The organism is Mycolicibacter kumamotonensis, assembly GCF_002086285.1.
GTDB lineage: Bacteria > Actinomycetota > Actinomycetes > Mycobacteriales > Mycobacteriaceae > Mycobacterium > Mycobacterium kumamotonense.
In genome coordinates this window covers 12,808-26,117 of sequence record NZ_MVHU01000026.1, presented here as the reverse complement: position 1 = coordinate 26,117, position 13,310 = coordinate 12,808, and the positions used below count along the sequence as shown (strand labels likewise).

Annotated in this window: 16 protein-coding genes and 1 tRNA gene; 13 read left to right on the top strand and 4 right to left on the bottom strand. The window is 69.4% G+C overall.

Annotation, left to right across the window (positions count from 1 at the left end):
* The first annotated feature begins 104 nt into the window (after positions 1–104).
* From rpmF to BST28_RS16305, 7 genes are all read left to right on the top strand, one after another.
* Entirely contained in the window at positions 105–278 is a 174-nt protein-coding gene (gene rpmF / locus BST28_RS16330; protein ID WP_013827873.1) for a 50S ribosomal protein L32, read from the top strand.
* Positions 279–341: 63 nt separating this feature from the next.
* The gene (locus BST28_RS16325; RefSeq protein ID WP_019738968.1) at positions 342–1,034 is read left to right on the top strand and encodes a response regulator transcription factor; all 693 of its coding nucleotides are present in this window, start codon (positions 342–344) and stop codon (positions 1,032–1,034) included.
* On the top strand, positions 1,034–2,488 hold the full coding sequence (locus BST28_RS16320; RefSeq protein ID WP_065286922.1) for a HAMP domain-containing sensor histidine kinase: 1,455 nt from the start codon (positions 1,034–1,036) through the stop codon (positions 2,486–2,488). The genes BST28_RS16325 and BST28_RS16320 overlap by 1 nt, the downstream gene beginning before the upstream one ends.
* A gap of 45 nt (positions 2,489–2,533) precedes the next feature.
* Positions 2,534–3,892, top strand: coding sequence for a S1C family serine protease (locus tag BST28_RS16315; RefSeq protein WP_083081896.1), 1,359 nt, complete (start codon positions 2,534–2,536; stop codon positions 3,890–3,892).
* 138 nt (positions 3,893–4,030) lie between these two features.
* Entirely contained in the window at positions 4,031–4,525 is a 495-nt protein-coding gene (locus tag BST28_RS16310) for a MogA/MoaB family molybdenum cofactor biosynthesis protein (protein WP_065286924.1), read from the top strand.
* Between the two features lies 1 nt (position 4,526).
* On the top strand, positions 4,527–4,649 hold the full coding sequence (locus BST28_RS25125) for a hypothetical protein (RefSeq protein WP_019735883.1): 123 nt from the start codon (positions 4,527–4,529) through the stop codon (positions 4,647–4,649).
* A gap of 105 nt (positions 4,650–4,754) precedes the next feature.
* A complete protein-coding gene (locus BST28_RS16305) occupies positions 4,755–5,186 on the top strand; it encodes a large conductance mechanosensitive channel protein MscL (RefSeq protein ID WP_019735882.1) in 432 nt (143 codons plus the stop codon).
* Positions 5,187–5,190: 4 nt separating this feature from the next.
* Here the strand turns inward: BST28_RS16305 and BST28_RS16300 are convergent, their stop codons facing one another.
* The 3 genes from BST28_RS16300 to BST28_RS16290 all read right to left on the bottom strand — a co-directional run bounded on the left by BST28_RS16300 (position 5,191) and on the right by BST28_RS16290 (position 6,949).
* Positions 5,191–5,835, bottom strand: coding sequence for an SAF domain-containing protein (locus BST28_RS16300; RefSeq protein ID WP_065286925.1), 645 nt, complete (start codon positions 5,833–5,835; stop codon positions 5,191–5,193).
* 66 nt (positions 5,836–5,901) lie between these two features.
* Positions 5,902–6,258, bottom strand: a complete 357-nt coding sequence (locus BST28_RS16295; protein WP_065286926.1) for an FmdB family zinc ribbon protein — start codon at positions 6,256–6,258, stop codon at positions 5,902–5,904.
* 106 nt (positions 6,259–6,364) lie between these two features.
* On the bottom strand, positions 6,365–6,949 hold the full coding sequence (locus BST28_RS16290; protein WP_083081893.1) for a 5-formyltetrahydrofolate cyclo-ligase: 585 nt from the start codon (positions 6,947–6,949) through the stop codon (positions 6,365–6,367).
* Positions 6,950–7,024: 75 nt separating this feature from the next.
* Here BST28_RS16290 and BST28_RS16285 point away from each other — a divergent pair, with 75 nt between their 5' ends.
* The 5 genes from BST28_RS16285 to BST28_RS16265 all read left to right on the top strand — a co-directional run bounded on the left by BST28_RS16285 (position 7,025) and on the right by BST28_RS16265 (position 11,301).
* Entirely contained in the window at positions 7,025–7,936 is a 912-nt protein-coding gene (locus tag BST28_RS16285) for a UTP--glucose-1-phosphate uridylyltransferase (RefSeq protein WP_019738501.1), read from the top strand.
* 47 nt (positions 7,937–7,983) lie between these two features.
* Entirely contained in the window at positions 7,984–9,252 is a 1,269-nt protein-coding gene (gene glp, locus BST28_RS16280; protein ID WP_064920124.1) for a molybdotransferase-like divisome protein Glp, read from the top strand.
* Positions 9,253–9,262: 10 nt separating this feature from the next.
* The gene (locus BST28_RS16275) at positions 9,263–9,925 is read left to right on the top strand and encodes a GNAT family N-acetyltransferase (RefSeq protein WP_083081891.1); all 663 of its coding nucleotides are present in this window, start codon (positions 9,263–9,265) and stop codon (positions 9,923–9,925) included.
* A gap of 146 nt (positions 9,926–10,071) precedes the next feature.
* Entirely contained in the window at positions 10,072–11,178 is a 1,107-nt protein-coding gene (sepX, locus tag BST28_RS16270; protein ID WP_083081888.1) for a divisome protein SepX/GlpR, read from the top strand.
* 50 nt (positions 11,179–11,228) lie between these two features.
* Positions 11,229–11,301: transfer RNA gene (locus tag BST28_RS16265), tRNA-Ala, on the top strand.
* 34 nt (positions 11,302–11,335) lie between these two features.
* On the opposite strand, the gene BST28_RS16260 is transcribed toward BST28_RS16265, so the two are convergent.
* Positions 11,336–11,908, bottom strand: a complete 573-nt coding sequence (locus tag BST28_RS16260; RefSeq protein WP_065286930.1) for a TetR/AcrR family transcriptional regulator — start codon at positions 11,906–11,908, stop codon at positions 11,336–11,338.
* 184 nt (positions 11,909–12,092) lie between these two features.
* Between BST28_RS16260 and BST28_RS16255 the strand changes: the two genes are divergently transcribed.
* The gene (locus tag BST28_RS16255) at positions 12,093–13,304 is read left to right on the top strand and encodes a cytochrome P450 (protein ID WP_019735461.1); all 1,212 of its coding nucleotides are present in this window, start codon (positions 12,093–12,095) and stop codon (positions 13,302–13,304) included.
* The last annotated feature ends 6 nt before the right edge of the window (positions 13,305–13,310 follow it).

Below are 13,310 nucleotides of genomic sequence, written 5' to 3'. Positions count from 1 at the left end.
TCGGGTTTGCCCTTTTGGAGCCGACGCTGGTCACCCGCTATCCTTTCAAAAGTCCCGCCACTGGCGTCTAGTGGCGATATATCAATTTGAGGAGAGGCTCGACCATGGCCGTGCCGAAGCGCAGGATGTCGCGCGCGAACACCCGTAGTCGCCGCGCGCAGTGGAAGGCCGAGGCAACTGGCCTGGTCAACGTGTCGGTCGCCGGCCGCGCCCACAAGGTGCCGCGTCGGTTGCTGAAGGCAGCACGCCTGGGTCTGATCGACCTCGACCGTCGGTAATAACGCTTCGACACGAGCGGTTCTTTACCCACCAGATCGCCCATCGATGATTGGATAGCAATTATGGCTACCCGGGTACTGGTTGTTGATGATGACCGCGCGGTGCGTGAGTCGCTGCGCAGATCCCTGTCGTTCAATGGCTACTCCGTCTCGTTGGCCACTGACGGCGTCGAGGCGCTCGAGGCGATCTCCAGCGACCGGCCGGACGCGATGATCCTCGATGTCATGATGCCGCGGCTGGACGGCCTGGAAGTCTGCCGGCAGCTGCGCAGCACCGGTGACGACCTGCCGATCCTGGTGCTCACGGCGCGTGACTCGGTCTCCGAGCGGGTGGCCGGCCTCGACGCCGGCGCCGACGACTACCTACCGAAGCCGTTCGCCCTGGAGGAACTGCTGGCGCGGATGCGCGCCCTGCTGCGCCGCACCACCGCCGAGGACCTGTCGGAGTCGGTGGCGATGACCTTCGAGGATCTGACGCTGGACCCGGTAACCCGCGAGGTCACCCGCGGTGACCGGCAGATCAGCCTGACCCGCACCGAATTCGCGTTGCTGGAGATGCTCATCGCCAACCCGCGCCGGGTGCTCACCCGCAGCCGCATCCTCGAGGAGGTGTGGGGCTTCGACTTCCCCACCTCGGGCAATGCGCTGGAGGTCTACATCGGGTATCTGCGTCGTAAGACCGAAGCCGAAGGGGAGCCGCGGCTGATCTACACCGTGCGCGGGGTGGGTTACGTGCTCCGCGAGACCCCGCCCTGATGCAATTTTTCCACCGGCGGCAGGACGGCGCTTCGGCGCAGAACACCTCCCTGTCGCTGCGCTGGCGGGTGATGCTGCTGGCGATGTCGATGGTCGCGCTGGTGGTGGTCTTGATGGCCGTCGCCGTCTATGCGGTGATCTCGGCGGCGCTCTACAACGACATCGACAATCAGCTGCAGAGCCGCACCGAGATGCTCATCGCCAGCGGTTCGCTGGCCGCCGATCCCCGCAAGGCGATCGAGGGCACCGCCTACTCCGACGTCAACGCCATGCTGGTCAATCCCGGCCGATCGATCTACACCGCCAATCAGCCCGGCCAGCGGCTGCCGGTCGGGCCGCAGGAGAAGGCCGTCATCCGTGGCGAACTGTTCTTGTCGCGGCGCACCGCCGCCGGGCAGCGGGTGCTGGCCGTACACCTGCCCAACGGCAGCACGTTGTTGATCTCCAAGAGCCTGGCGCCCACCCGGGCGGTGACCATGAAGCTGCGCTGGGTGCTGCTGGTCGTCGGCGGGGTCGGCGTGGTGGTGGCCGCCATCGCCGGCGGGATGGTCACCCGGACCGGCCTGCGGCCGGTGGGCCGGCTGACCGAGGCGGCCGAACGGGTGGCGCGCACCGATGACCTGCGCCCGATCCCGGTCTACGGCAGCGACGAGTTGGCCCGGCTCACCGAGGCGTTCAACGCGATGCTGCGGGCTCTGGCCGAGTCGCGGGAGCGGCAGGCACGGTTGGTCGCCGACGCCGGTCACGAACTGAAGACCCCGCTGACGTCGTTGCGTACCAACGTCGAGCTGCTGATGGCCTCCGCGGCGCCGGGCGCTCCGCAGCTGCCCGAGGAGGAGATGGCCGAACTGCGCGCCGATGCCATCGGCCAGATCGAGGAATTGTCCACGCTGGTCGGCGATTTGGTGGATCTGACCCGCGATGACCGGCGCGAGGCGGCGTTCGAGCAGGTCGATCTCACCGAGGTCGTGGACCGCAGCATGGAACGAGTCCGGCGGCGCCGCAACGACATCGAGTTCGATATCCAGGTGGTGCCCTGGAACGTCTACGGCGATGCCGCGGGCCTGTCGCGGGCGGTGCTGAACTTGCTCGACAACGCCGCCAAGTGGAGCCCGTCCGGCGGGATCGTCCGGCTGCGGATGCGTCAGATCGACCCGACGCATGTCGAGATGGTGGTGTCCGACATGGGGCCGGGAATCCCGGAGAACGAGCGCGAATTGGTGTTCGAACGCTTCTTCCGGTCCGATCAGGCCCGGGCGATGCCCGGGTCCGGTCTCGGCCTGGCGATCGTCAAACAGGTGGTGCTCAAGCACGGCGGGGCGATCACCATCGAAGACACCGTTCCCGGCGGTCAGCCGCCCGGGACGTCGTTCCGGATGGTGCTGCCCGGTGGGCCCCCGTCCGCCGGCGAGATACCGGCCACGTCGATCACAGGCGGTTCTCAGTCCACCTAGGCATGGTGGTGAGGCAACTTCGCGTCTCTAGGAGCAGGCAACGACATGATGAACCACCCGGGCTACCCTCCGCCGCGGCAGCAGCCGGAACAGTCCGATCAGACGGGTGCGTCTGCGGGGCAGCACCGTGGACCGGCCGGCTATCCCGGCCGGGCCGCGCAGGGTCCCTACTCGCAGTCGTACGACTGGCGCTATGCCCAACAGCCGGCCCAGCAGCCGGCCTACCGCTCCGCCTACGACGCGTCCTACGGCCGGTCGCCGGTCCCGGGTCCGGGCCTGCCCCCGAGGCGCTCGCGCACGGGCGCGCTGGTGCTCGGTGCGGCCGCCATCGCCGCACTGTCGGGGGTGACCGGTGGCGTGGTGGGCTCGACGCTGCACTCCGATCACAAAGCGGCCGCCGGTAGCAGCCACATGAGCGCTCAGGCGCCGGGTGTGCCCGCCGCGGTCGTACTGCCCGACGGTTCGGTCGAGAAGGTCGCGGCGAAGGTGGTGCCCAGCGTCGTCATGTTGGAGACCGATCTGGGCCGCCAGTCCGAAGAAGGCTCGGGCATCATCTTGTCGGCCGACGGGATGATCCTGACCAACAACCACGTGGTGGCCGCAGCCGCCAAGGCGGACGCGACCTCCAAGGCGCCGTTGAAGACCACGGTGACCTTCGCCGACGGGCGCACCGCGCCCTTCAGCGTGGTGGGAGCCGACCCGGCCAGCGACATCGCCGTGGTGCGGGTGCAGGGGGTCTCCGATCTGACCCCGATCACGCTCGGCTCCTCGGCGGACCTGCGGGTGGGCCAGCACGTGGTGGCGGTCGGGTCGCCGCTGGGCCTGGAGGGCACCGTGACGACCGGCATCGTCAGCGCGCTCAACCGGCCCGTGTCCACCACCGGTGAAGCCGGCAACCAGAACACCGTGCTGGACGCGATCCAGACCGATGCCGCCATCAACCCGGGCAACTCCGGCGGGGCGCTGGTCAACATGAACGGTGACCTGGTGGGCATCAACTCGGCGATCGCGACGATGGGCGGGGACTCTGCCGAGGCTCAGAGCGGCTCCATCGGCCTGGGCTTCGCGATTCCGGTCGACCAGGCCAAGCGGATCGCCGACGAGCTCATCAACTCTCCGGACCACACCGCATCGCACGCCTCGCTGGGGGTGCGGGTCACCAGTGACCGCAGCCTGCACGGCGCGAAGGTGGTCGAGGTGGTGCCGGGGGAGGCGGCTGCGAAAGGCGGCTTGCCGGAAGGCGTGACGGTGACCGCCTTCGACAAGCGCCCGATCGGCAGTGCCGACGCCCTGGTGGCCGCGGTGCGGTCCAAGGCGCCCGGCGACCAGGTGACGCTGACCTACCTGGACGCCAGCGGGGCCTCCAAGTCGGTACAGGTCACCTTGGGCAAAGCCCCGCAGTAACGGATGCGGCGGGCCCAGCTTCGCCTCTCCTTCGTCGAGCCTCGCTGACCCGCTCGGTTGATGCGGCGGGCCCAGCTTCGCCTCTCCTTCGTCGAGCCTCGCTGACCCGCCGGGTCGCTGCGATATACGGTTGGATCCATGGAACAGACCTCAGAACTCGCCGGCCGCGCGCTCGTCGTCGTCGTCGACGACCGCACCGCGCACGGCGATGAGGACCACAGCGGTCCGTTGGTCACCGAACTGCTGGCCGAGGGCGGGTTCATGGTCGACGGCGTGGTCGCCGTCGCCGCCGATGAGGTCGAGATCCGCAACGCGCTGAACACGGCGGTGATCGGCGGAGTCGACCTGGTCGTGTCGGTCGGCGGCACCGGTGTCACCCCGCGTGACGTCGCCCCGGAGGCCACCCGCGACATCCTGGACCGCGAGATCCTGGGTATCTCCGAGGCGCTGCGCGCCTCCGGCCTGGCCGCCGGTATTCACGACGCCGGGTTGTCGCGGGGCCTGGCCGGAGTATCGGGCAGCACCCTGGTGGTCAACCTGGCCGGTTCCCGGGCCGCGGTCCGCGACGGGATGGCGACGTTGAACCCGCTGGCGGCCACGATCATCGGCCAGCTGTCCAGCCTGGAGATCTAGGGTGTCCACGCCCGGCCTCGGCGAGCACCAGGAGTCCTCCGACGAGCGCGATCCGGACGACGCCCGGGAGGTCGAGGAGCGCGAGCGCTGGCTGCGGGACAACGTCCCGCCGCATCACGGTTGAGATTCGACTTCGCGCAATCACCCGCGCCGACGCTCCGACGGCCATTACGGTGCGCTTGGGTAGCGCAGGGCTGCCCGCAGGGTTCCGGGCGAAAGGGGTGCACCGGTGTTCAAAGGATTCAAGAATTTTCTGATGCGCGACGACGTCATCACCGTCGCCATCGGTCTGGTGGTGGCGCTGGCGTTTTCCAACCTGGTCAAGGCCTTCACCGACAGCGTGATCAACCCGCTGGTCGCGGCCGCGCAGCCGGACACCGCCGGGCTGGGGCTGGGCTACCAACTCGGGGCGGAGGGCAACGAGGCGACCTTTGTCGACCTGGGCGCATTCATCTCGGCGATCATCTACTTCATCGTGTTCATGGCGACCATATATTTCTTTATCGTGTTGCCTTACAAGCACATTCAGAAGCGGCGCGGGAAGGCGGTGTTCGGCGACGCGCCGCCCACCAAGACCTGCCCGGAATGCGCGTCCGAAATCGCCGCCGAAGCGACAAAGTGCAAGTTCTGCGCCAGCCCGCAGCCGGCTGCCGCGGCTTGACGGTTCAGCGCAGCGTCAGGGTCACCGCCTGAGCCAGGGTGGTGCCGGCCACCGCGACGGCGGCGGTGGCCGGCAATGCCACCAGCACCACCCGATCGTCGTGATTCTGCTTGTCCGACACCAGCACCACGATCCCGCCGGACGCTACCACCCGGGGCCCGCCCGGCGGGTCTGCTGCGTCATCGGCCGTCACGACGTCGACGACGTCGCCGGGCCGGACCAGGTCGACCAGGGCGGCGTCGGCCGGGTGCAGGCCCACGATGCGGGCGTCCGGCCCGGCGGCGGCCTCGGTGAGTCGGCTGCCCAGTAGGCGGACATCGGTGAGTACCTCGCCGCGGCGTGCCGGGCCGGCAAGCGTGGTGGCCAACACCGACGACACATCGGTGAGGGCACCGGCGGGAACCGTTCGCGCGAAACGGTATTCGACGGAGATGTCGTCGGCGGTCAACGCCGTTCCGGGGGCCAGGTCGCGGCTGGCCACCACGACCTCGACCCGCTCGCCCTGCGGATCGGAGCGGATCGCCGCGGCCCCGGCCAGCAGGACCAGGACCCCGGCGGCCACCCGCCGTGCGCGCACCGTACGAGTCCAGTCCGGGCGCAGCGCCTGCGAGGCGCGGGAGATCAAGGTCGGATTGAGCGACTCGCCCATGGCGCAACGGTAAGCGACCGGCCCGCCCGGGGGCGCCGACCCGGGTGCCGGCCTGTGGATAACGGGTTACGCCGAGGCGGCAGCCGCGGTGGATGCGGCGGCCTTGGGCTTGTCGGCGGACTTGGTGCCGCCATCCGCAGAGGACTTGCCGGCCGATTTGGTGCCGCCATCGCTAGAGCCGCCCGACCCGGAATCCGATGCCGCGGCCTTGGGGGAGCCGCCGCCGTTCGAGGACGTCTTACCCGCATCCCGGCTGTCGGTGCGGTAGAAACCGCTGCCCTTGAACACGACGCCGACCTTGCCGAAGATCTTGCGGAGGCGACCGTTGCACTCCTCGCAGGTGGTCAACGCGTCGTCGGTAAAGGCCTGGACCACATCGAAGCGGTGGCTGCACTCGGTGCAGGCGTAGCTGTAGGTGGGCACGCGTACCTCCGTGAATCGAACAATCGGGTTAGCACTCTACCGTGCTAAGTGCTAGAACCGCCATCTGGTCTTGAGCATTCCGGGCCGGGGCGAAGCCATCGCGGCTTCAGGCCAGCGCCACCAGGCCGCGTCCGGGAGTCAGCGCATGGGTCATCGGCACATCATGCGGCTCGGCCGGCAACGCATCGAGCAGCTCGTCGTCGCGGACCACCGCCACCAGCGGAATGTGCGGCCGGCGCAGCGGCAGGGAGCGATCGTAGAAGCCGGCTCCGCGGCCCAGCCGCACCCCCCGGCGGTCGACCGCCAGCGCCGGCACCAGCACGGCGTCCGCCTCGGCCAGGGCTTCGGCGGGCAGCCACGGCGGCGCCGGCTCCCGTAGGCCGAACCGGGCCGAAACCAGCGCGTCGGGCCGGTATTCACCCCACCTCAGCGCGGCCCCGTCGGCAGCCACCACCGGCAGCAGCACCCGAATACCGCGGCGGGCCAGCGCGTCGAGCATGGCTGCCGAGCCGGGTTCGGTGCCCACCGGCACATAACCGCAGACCGTGGCGGCGTCACCGGCCAGCTGCTCGAGGTGGCCGGCCAGCGCGTGGGCTTCGGCGACGTGCAGGTCCGGCGGTATGGCGCGGCGGGCTTCGAGTATCCGGGCGCGCAACGCGGACTTGGCGGCTACCACCGCGTTGTCGGTCACGCCTTTCAGCCTGTCAGCACCGGCTCGCCCACCGCCAGGGAGGAGGTGGAGTTGATTGCGGTTATCGTGTGAACAATGCCCACGTCGAAGGTTCCGATTCCGCGTACCGCTATCGTGCCCGCGGCCGGTTTGGGTACCCGGTTCTTGCCGGCGACCAAGACGGTGCCCAAGGAGTTGCTGCCCGTCGTCGACACCCCGGGGATCGAACTGGTGGCCGCCGAGGCGGCCGAGGCCGGTGCCGAGCGGTTGGTGATCATCACCTCCGAGGGCAAGGACGGGGTGGTCGCGCACTTCGTCGAAGACCTGGTGCTGGAAGGCACGCTGGAGGCCCGCGGCAAGAAGGCCATGCTGGCCAAGGTGCGCCGGGCCCCGCAGTTGATCAAGGTGGAGTCGGTGGTGCAGGCCGAGCCGCTCGGGCTGGGCCATGCCATCAGCTGCGTCGAACCCACCCTGTCGGCCGACGAAGACGCCGTCGCCGTCCTGCTCCCCGACGACCTGGTGCTGCCCACCGGGGTGTTGGAGACGATGTCGGCGGTGCGGGCCCGGCACGGCGGCACCGTGCTGTGCGCGATCGAGGTCAGCCCCGAAGAAGTCAGCGCCTACGGCGTTTTCGACGTCGAACCCGTTCCCGGCGGTGACAACCCCGACGTGCTGCGGGTCAAGGGGATGGTCGAGAAGCCCAAGGCCGCCGACGCACCGTCGATGTATGCCGCGGCGGGCCGCTACGTGCTGGATCGGGCGGTGTTCGATGCGTTGCGGCGCATCGACCGCGGCGCCGGCGGCGAGGTGCAGCTCACCGATGCCATCGCCCTGATGATCGCCGAGGGTCACCCCGTCCACGTGGTCGTGCACCGCGGATCGCGACACGACCTGGGAAATCCGGGCGGCTACCTCAAAGCTGCGGTTGACTTTGCCTTGGATCGTGATGACTACGGTCCGGATCTGCGCCGGTGGCTGGTGGCGCGGCTGGGTTTGGCGGAGACCTGAGCAGACGCCGGCCCGGAATCGGACCCAGGCTTTGAGAAAGGCGCATCGTGCGTTCGGTTGAGGAGCAGCAGGCCCGGGTTTCGGCTGCCGCGGTGGCTCCGCGCCCGGTCCGGGTGGCGATCGCCGAGGCGCAGGGCTTGATGTGTGCCGAAGAGGTCATCGCCGAGCGGCCGATGCCCGCCTTCGATCAGGCGGCCATCGACGGGTACGCGGTACGGAGCGTCGACGTCTTCGGTGCCGATGCCATCGGTGACAGCTCCGAGGCGGCCGATCGCGACGCCGCCGCGGTCACCCTTCCGGTGCTGGGCACCATCGAAGCCGGGGCGCGCACACCCACCCGACTGCAGCCCAAACTGGCCACCCGGATCCAGACCGGCGCTCCGATGCCCACTTTGGCCGATGCGGTGCTGCCGTTGCGCTGGACCGACGGTGGCAATTCCCGGGTCCGGGTGCTGCGCGGCGTGCGCCCGGGCGACTACGTGCGCCGCGTCGGCGACGACGTGCAGCCCGGCGACGTCGCGGTACGCGCCGGCACGGTCGTCGGCGCCGCCCAGGTCGGGCTGCTGGCCGCCGTCGGCCGCGACCGGGTACTGGTCCACCCGCGTCCCCGGCTGTCGGTGATGGCGGTGGGAGGAGAGCTGGTCGACGTCACCCGCACACCCGGTAACGGTCAGGTCTACGACGTGGACTCCTACGCGCTGGCCGCCGCCGGCCGGGACGCGGGGGCCGAGGTGAACCGCGTCGGCATCGTCAGCAGCGAACCCAAGAAACTGCGCGAAGTGGTCGAGGGACAGCTCAACCGCGCCGAGATCGTGGTGATCGCCGGAGGGGTGGGCGGTGCGGCGGCCGAGGAAGTGCGGGCGGCGCTGTCGGACCTCGGCGAGATGGAGGTCGCCCGGATCGCGATGCACCCCGGTTCGGTCCAGGGCTTCGGGCAGCTGGGGCCGGAAGGGGTTCCGACGTTCCTGTTGCCGACCAACCCGGTCAGTGCGCTGGTGGTGTTCGAGGTGATGATCCGTCCGCTGATCCGGCTGTCGCTGGGCAAGCGCGAGCCGATGCGCCGGATGGTGCGGGCCCGCGCCCTGGGGCCGATCAGTTCGATGCCCGGGCGCAAAGGCTATCTGCGGGGCCAGCTGATGCGCGACCAGGAGACCGACGAGTACCTGGTGCAGGTGCTCGGGGCGTCCGGTGGCACCTCGTCGCACCTGCTGGCGACCCTGGCCGAGGCGAACTGCCTGGTGGTGGTTCCCGAGGAGGTCGAGCAGATCGCCACCGGCGAGCTGGTGGACGTCGCCTTTCTGGCGCAACGGGGCTGAGTCCGGGTAGATGCTGGTCAATCTGTGGCCCTTCAAGGCCGTCCAGCACCCCGGCTGGCCGACGGTGCTCGGGCCGTTGCGGGTTCCGGCGGGGGTGCTGCGGTTGCGCCCGGTGCGGATGCGCGACGGCGTGGCCTGGAGCCGGATCCGGTTGGCCGACCGGGCCCACCTGGAGCCGTGGGAGCCCAGCGTCGAGGCGGACTGGGCCACCCGGCACAGTTCGGCCGCGTGGCCGCCGGTGTGTTCGAGCCTGCGGACCGAGGCCCGTTACGGCCGGATGTTGCCGTTCGTGATCGAGCTCGACGGCCGGTTCTGCGGTCAGCTGACGGTCGGCAACATCGCCCACGGTGCGCTCCGGTCGGCCTGGATCGGCTACTGGGTGTCCAGTTCGGTGGCCGGCGGGGGCGTGGCGACCGCAGCGGTGGCGCTCGGCCTCGACCACTGCTTCGGGCCGGTGGGGCTGCATCGGGTGGAGGCCACCGTCCGGCCGGAGAACGGGGCCAGCCGGGCGGTCTTGGCCAAGGTCGGCTTTCGGCAGGAGGGTCTGCTGCAGCGCTACCTCGACGTCGACGGAGCGTGGCGGGACCACATCCTGGTGGCGATGACGGTCGAGGAGGTGACCGGGTCGGTGACCGCGACCCTGGTCCGGTCGGGTCGGGCCGCGTGGACCTGAACGAATTAAGCCCTCGTGTTGCCCGTGTGATAGTTGTGACTATCGAGGTCAGCGAGTAAATTACAACTGTGTAATTGGCTCGGCGCGCCAACCGGGGCCGTGTGGGTCAGGAGACCTAGCCTTGGCTGGGAAAGGAGCAGGCCACCATGCCCAGCATCCCGCAATCGTTGCTCTGGATCTCACTGGTCGTCCTCTGGCTGTTCGTACTGGTGCCGATGCTGGTCAGCAAACGAGACGCGGTGCGGCGCACCAGTGACGTGGCATTGGCGACCCGTGTGCTGACCAGCGGCGCCAGCGCCCGTCTGCTCAAGCGCGCCGGCCCGGCCGCCGGTCACCGCAGCGACCCCGACTGGCAGCGCAGCGCTGCCGACGCCGAACTCGACGACATCGAGGACTCCGACGACGACGCGCCCGCCGAACCGGCCGGCAGCGGATCACGGGTGTTCGCCGCCACCGTCGGCGAGCAGGGCGAACTCGACTACCTCGACGTCCTGGACGTCGAAGTCGTCGCCGAGGACCCCGACGTGTTGCCGTTGTCGGAAGCGGGTCTGGCTGCCGAGGCCGAAGCCCAGGCACGCGCTCAGGCCGAAGCTCGGGCGCAAGCCGAGGCCGAGGCTCAAGCTCAAGCCGAAGCCGAGGCTCAAGCTCAAGCCGAGGCCGAAGCTCGGGCGCAAGCCGAGGCCGAAGCGGAAGCCGAAGCCCAAGGCCAGGCCGAGCCGGAAGATGTCGCCGAGGCCGAGGGCTACGAGTACGAATACGTCGAGGACAGTTCGGGTTTGGAGGCCGAGGCCGACATCCCGACGCCTGCGGCGGCGCGGCCGCGCCGTTACGACACCAAGACGGCCGCCGCTGTCAGCGCCCGCAAGTACGAGTTCCGCAAGCGGGTGCTGATGTCGCTGGCGGTGGTGCTGGTGTTCTCGGCGCTGATGGCGTTCACCGTGGCGCCGAGCGCGTGGTGGGTCTGCGGCGGTGCGGCCGGGGCGACCGTGCTCTACCTGGCCTACCTGCGCCGGCAGACCCGCATCGAGCAGCAGGTGCGCGCGCGGCGGGCACGGCGAGCGGAGCGGCCACGGGCGCAGCGCGAGAACGTTCACCCGGAGGCGTTCGAGGTGGTGCCGTCGCGGCTGCGGCGGCCCGGCGTAGCGGTGCTGGAGATCGACGACGAGGACCCCGTCTTCGAGCACCTTGAGTACACCGCGTCCGCCCGCGAGTACGACTGGCGCGGCGACCTGCCCCGGGCATCGGGTCAATAGCGTCTCGGTTTCAGGAGACCGGCCGGGGGCTGGTAGCCTGCTAGCGGTCAGGGGCTATGGCGCAGTTGGTAGCGCGACTCGTTCGCATCGAGTAGGTCAGGGGTTCGATTCCCCTTAGCTCCACAGAGTTTGATCGGGTCACGACGGCGCCGCGCCGTCAACCTTGCAAGGCCCGGTCCGCATCGTAGGGCGGGCCGAGGAATCGCCGTACCGCAGCCTTTTCCGCGTCGCCGTCCTTGAGCGGCCAGTACCAGAGCGCCAGGAACACGCGGATGAGCCACTGCGCGGCCAGCGGGTCGGGATTGTCAGCGCCGACCATTTCACCGGCGAAGCGGGCGATGACGGGCGAATCGGTCAGCCACCCGGTACCGGGCGGGCCGGTCATGGAGCCCATGATCTTGGCTAGCGGATCGGCCCGCATGCGCTGCAAGGCGACGGTGGTGGCGGTGACGATGCGCTCCGAGCCGGTCAGCCCGGTGATGGCGTCGCGCACCGAGTCGAGGATGCGTTCGGCATGCCTGCTCAGCACCGCGTCCCGGAGCGCGGCCTTGCCGCCGACATGGCGGTAGATCGTCGCCGGCGAACAGTGAACCCTGGCCGCCAGCGCGTCGATGGAGAAGCCGTCGTAGCCCTGCCGTGACATCAAATCGGCTGCCGCGGCGTAGATCCGTTCCGCACCCGCGCTGCGCCGATCCCGGCCGATCAGCCAGTCGTTCGCCACCGCGATCACCCACTTTCCCGCGGCGAAATCATGACATGATTTTCTCACAATGAGAAAAATCTCGAGTGAATTCTCAGTGCCGGTGCTGGTCGGCGCGGCGGGCTGAGAACGACGATCCGCACCGAACCCGCACCGGTTTGCAAGTTCGGCCCACAACGTTGACGCAGGTCACGGGGCCATTCAGCCTTAGGGTATGCGTGCAGTGGTGGACCCCAACGACTTCTTCGGCACCGCCATCCAGGACCCCTACCCGCTCTATGAGGCCATGCGCAGCCGCGGCGGGGTGAATCGGATCGGCGACTCGGTGTTCTACGCGGTCTGCGGCTGGGACGCCCTGGTGGAAGCCGTCGAGCGCGTCGAGGACTTCTCGTCGAACCTGACCGCGACCATGGTCTACCACGACGACGGGACCGTCACACCGTTCGAGATGGGCCAGCTCGGTGGGCCGATGCAAGTGCTGGCCACCGCCGACGATCCGTTGCACGCGCAGCATCGGAAGTTGCTGCTGCCGCATCTTTCCGCGAAGCGGGTGCGCGTGATCGAGGAGTTCGCCGAGGCCACCGCGAAGCGGCTGTGGGCCGAGGCCAGCGGTGACGGGCGCATCGAATGGATGAGCGCGATGGCCAACCGGCTGCCCATGATGGTGGTCGCGCGCCTGCTCGGGCTCCCCGACGACGACGTCGACGAGCTGATCCGGCTGGGATATGCGACCACCACGCTGCTCGACGGAATCGTCAGCGAGGATCAGCTCTCAGCCGCCGGCGTGGCGGCCATGGAGTTGTCCGCCTATGTGCTCGAGCACTTCGAGAAGGCCATCGAGAACCCCCAGCCGGGCCTGATCGGTGATCTTGCCGCGCGGACCAAATCCGGTGAGCTGGAACAGCTTCCGGCGCTGGCCGTCATGATCACGTTGTTCAGCGCCGCCGGTGAGTCCACCGCTTCGTTGCTCGGCAGCGCCGCCTGGATTCTGGCTGAGCGCCCCGCCGTGCAGGAGCAACTGCGGGCCCATCCCGAACTGCTGGGGGCGTTCATCGAGGAGACCCTGCGATTCGAGTCGCCGTTTCGCGGCCATTACCGCCATGTGGTCAAAGACACCACCCTGGCCGGTGTCGAGTTGCCCGCTGATTCGCGCCTGCTGTTGGTGTGGGGCGCCGCCAATCGCGATCCCGAGCACTTCGACACCCCCGAGGAGTTCCGGCTCGACCGCAGCGCGTTGAAGGGGCACGTGGCCTTCGGCAAGGGGGCGCACTTCTGCGTCGGCACCCCGCTGGCCCGCCTGGAGGCTCGGGTCGTCCTGCAAACGCTGCTCGAACAGACCACCTGGATCGAGGCGGCCGAGGTCGGCCGGTGGTTGCCCAGCATCTTGGTGCGCCGCCTCGAACGGCTGGAGCTGGACCTGCGCTGACGGCGC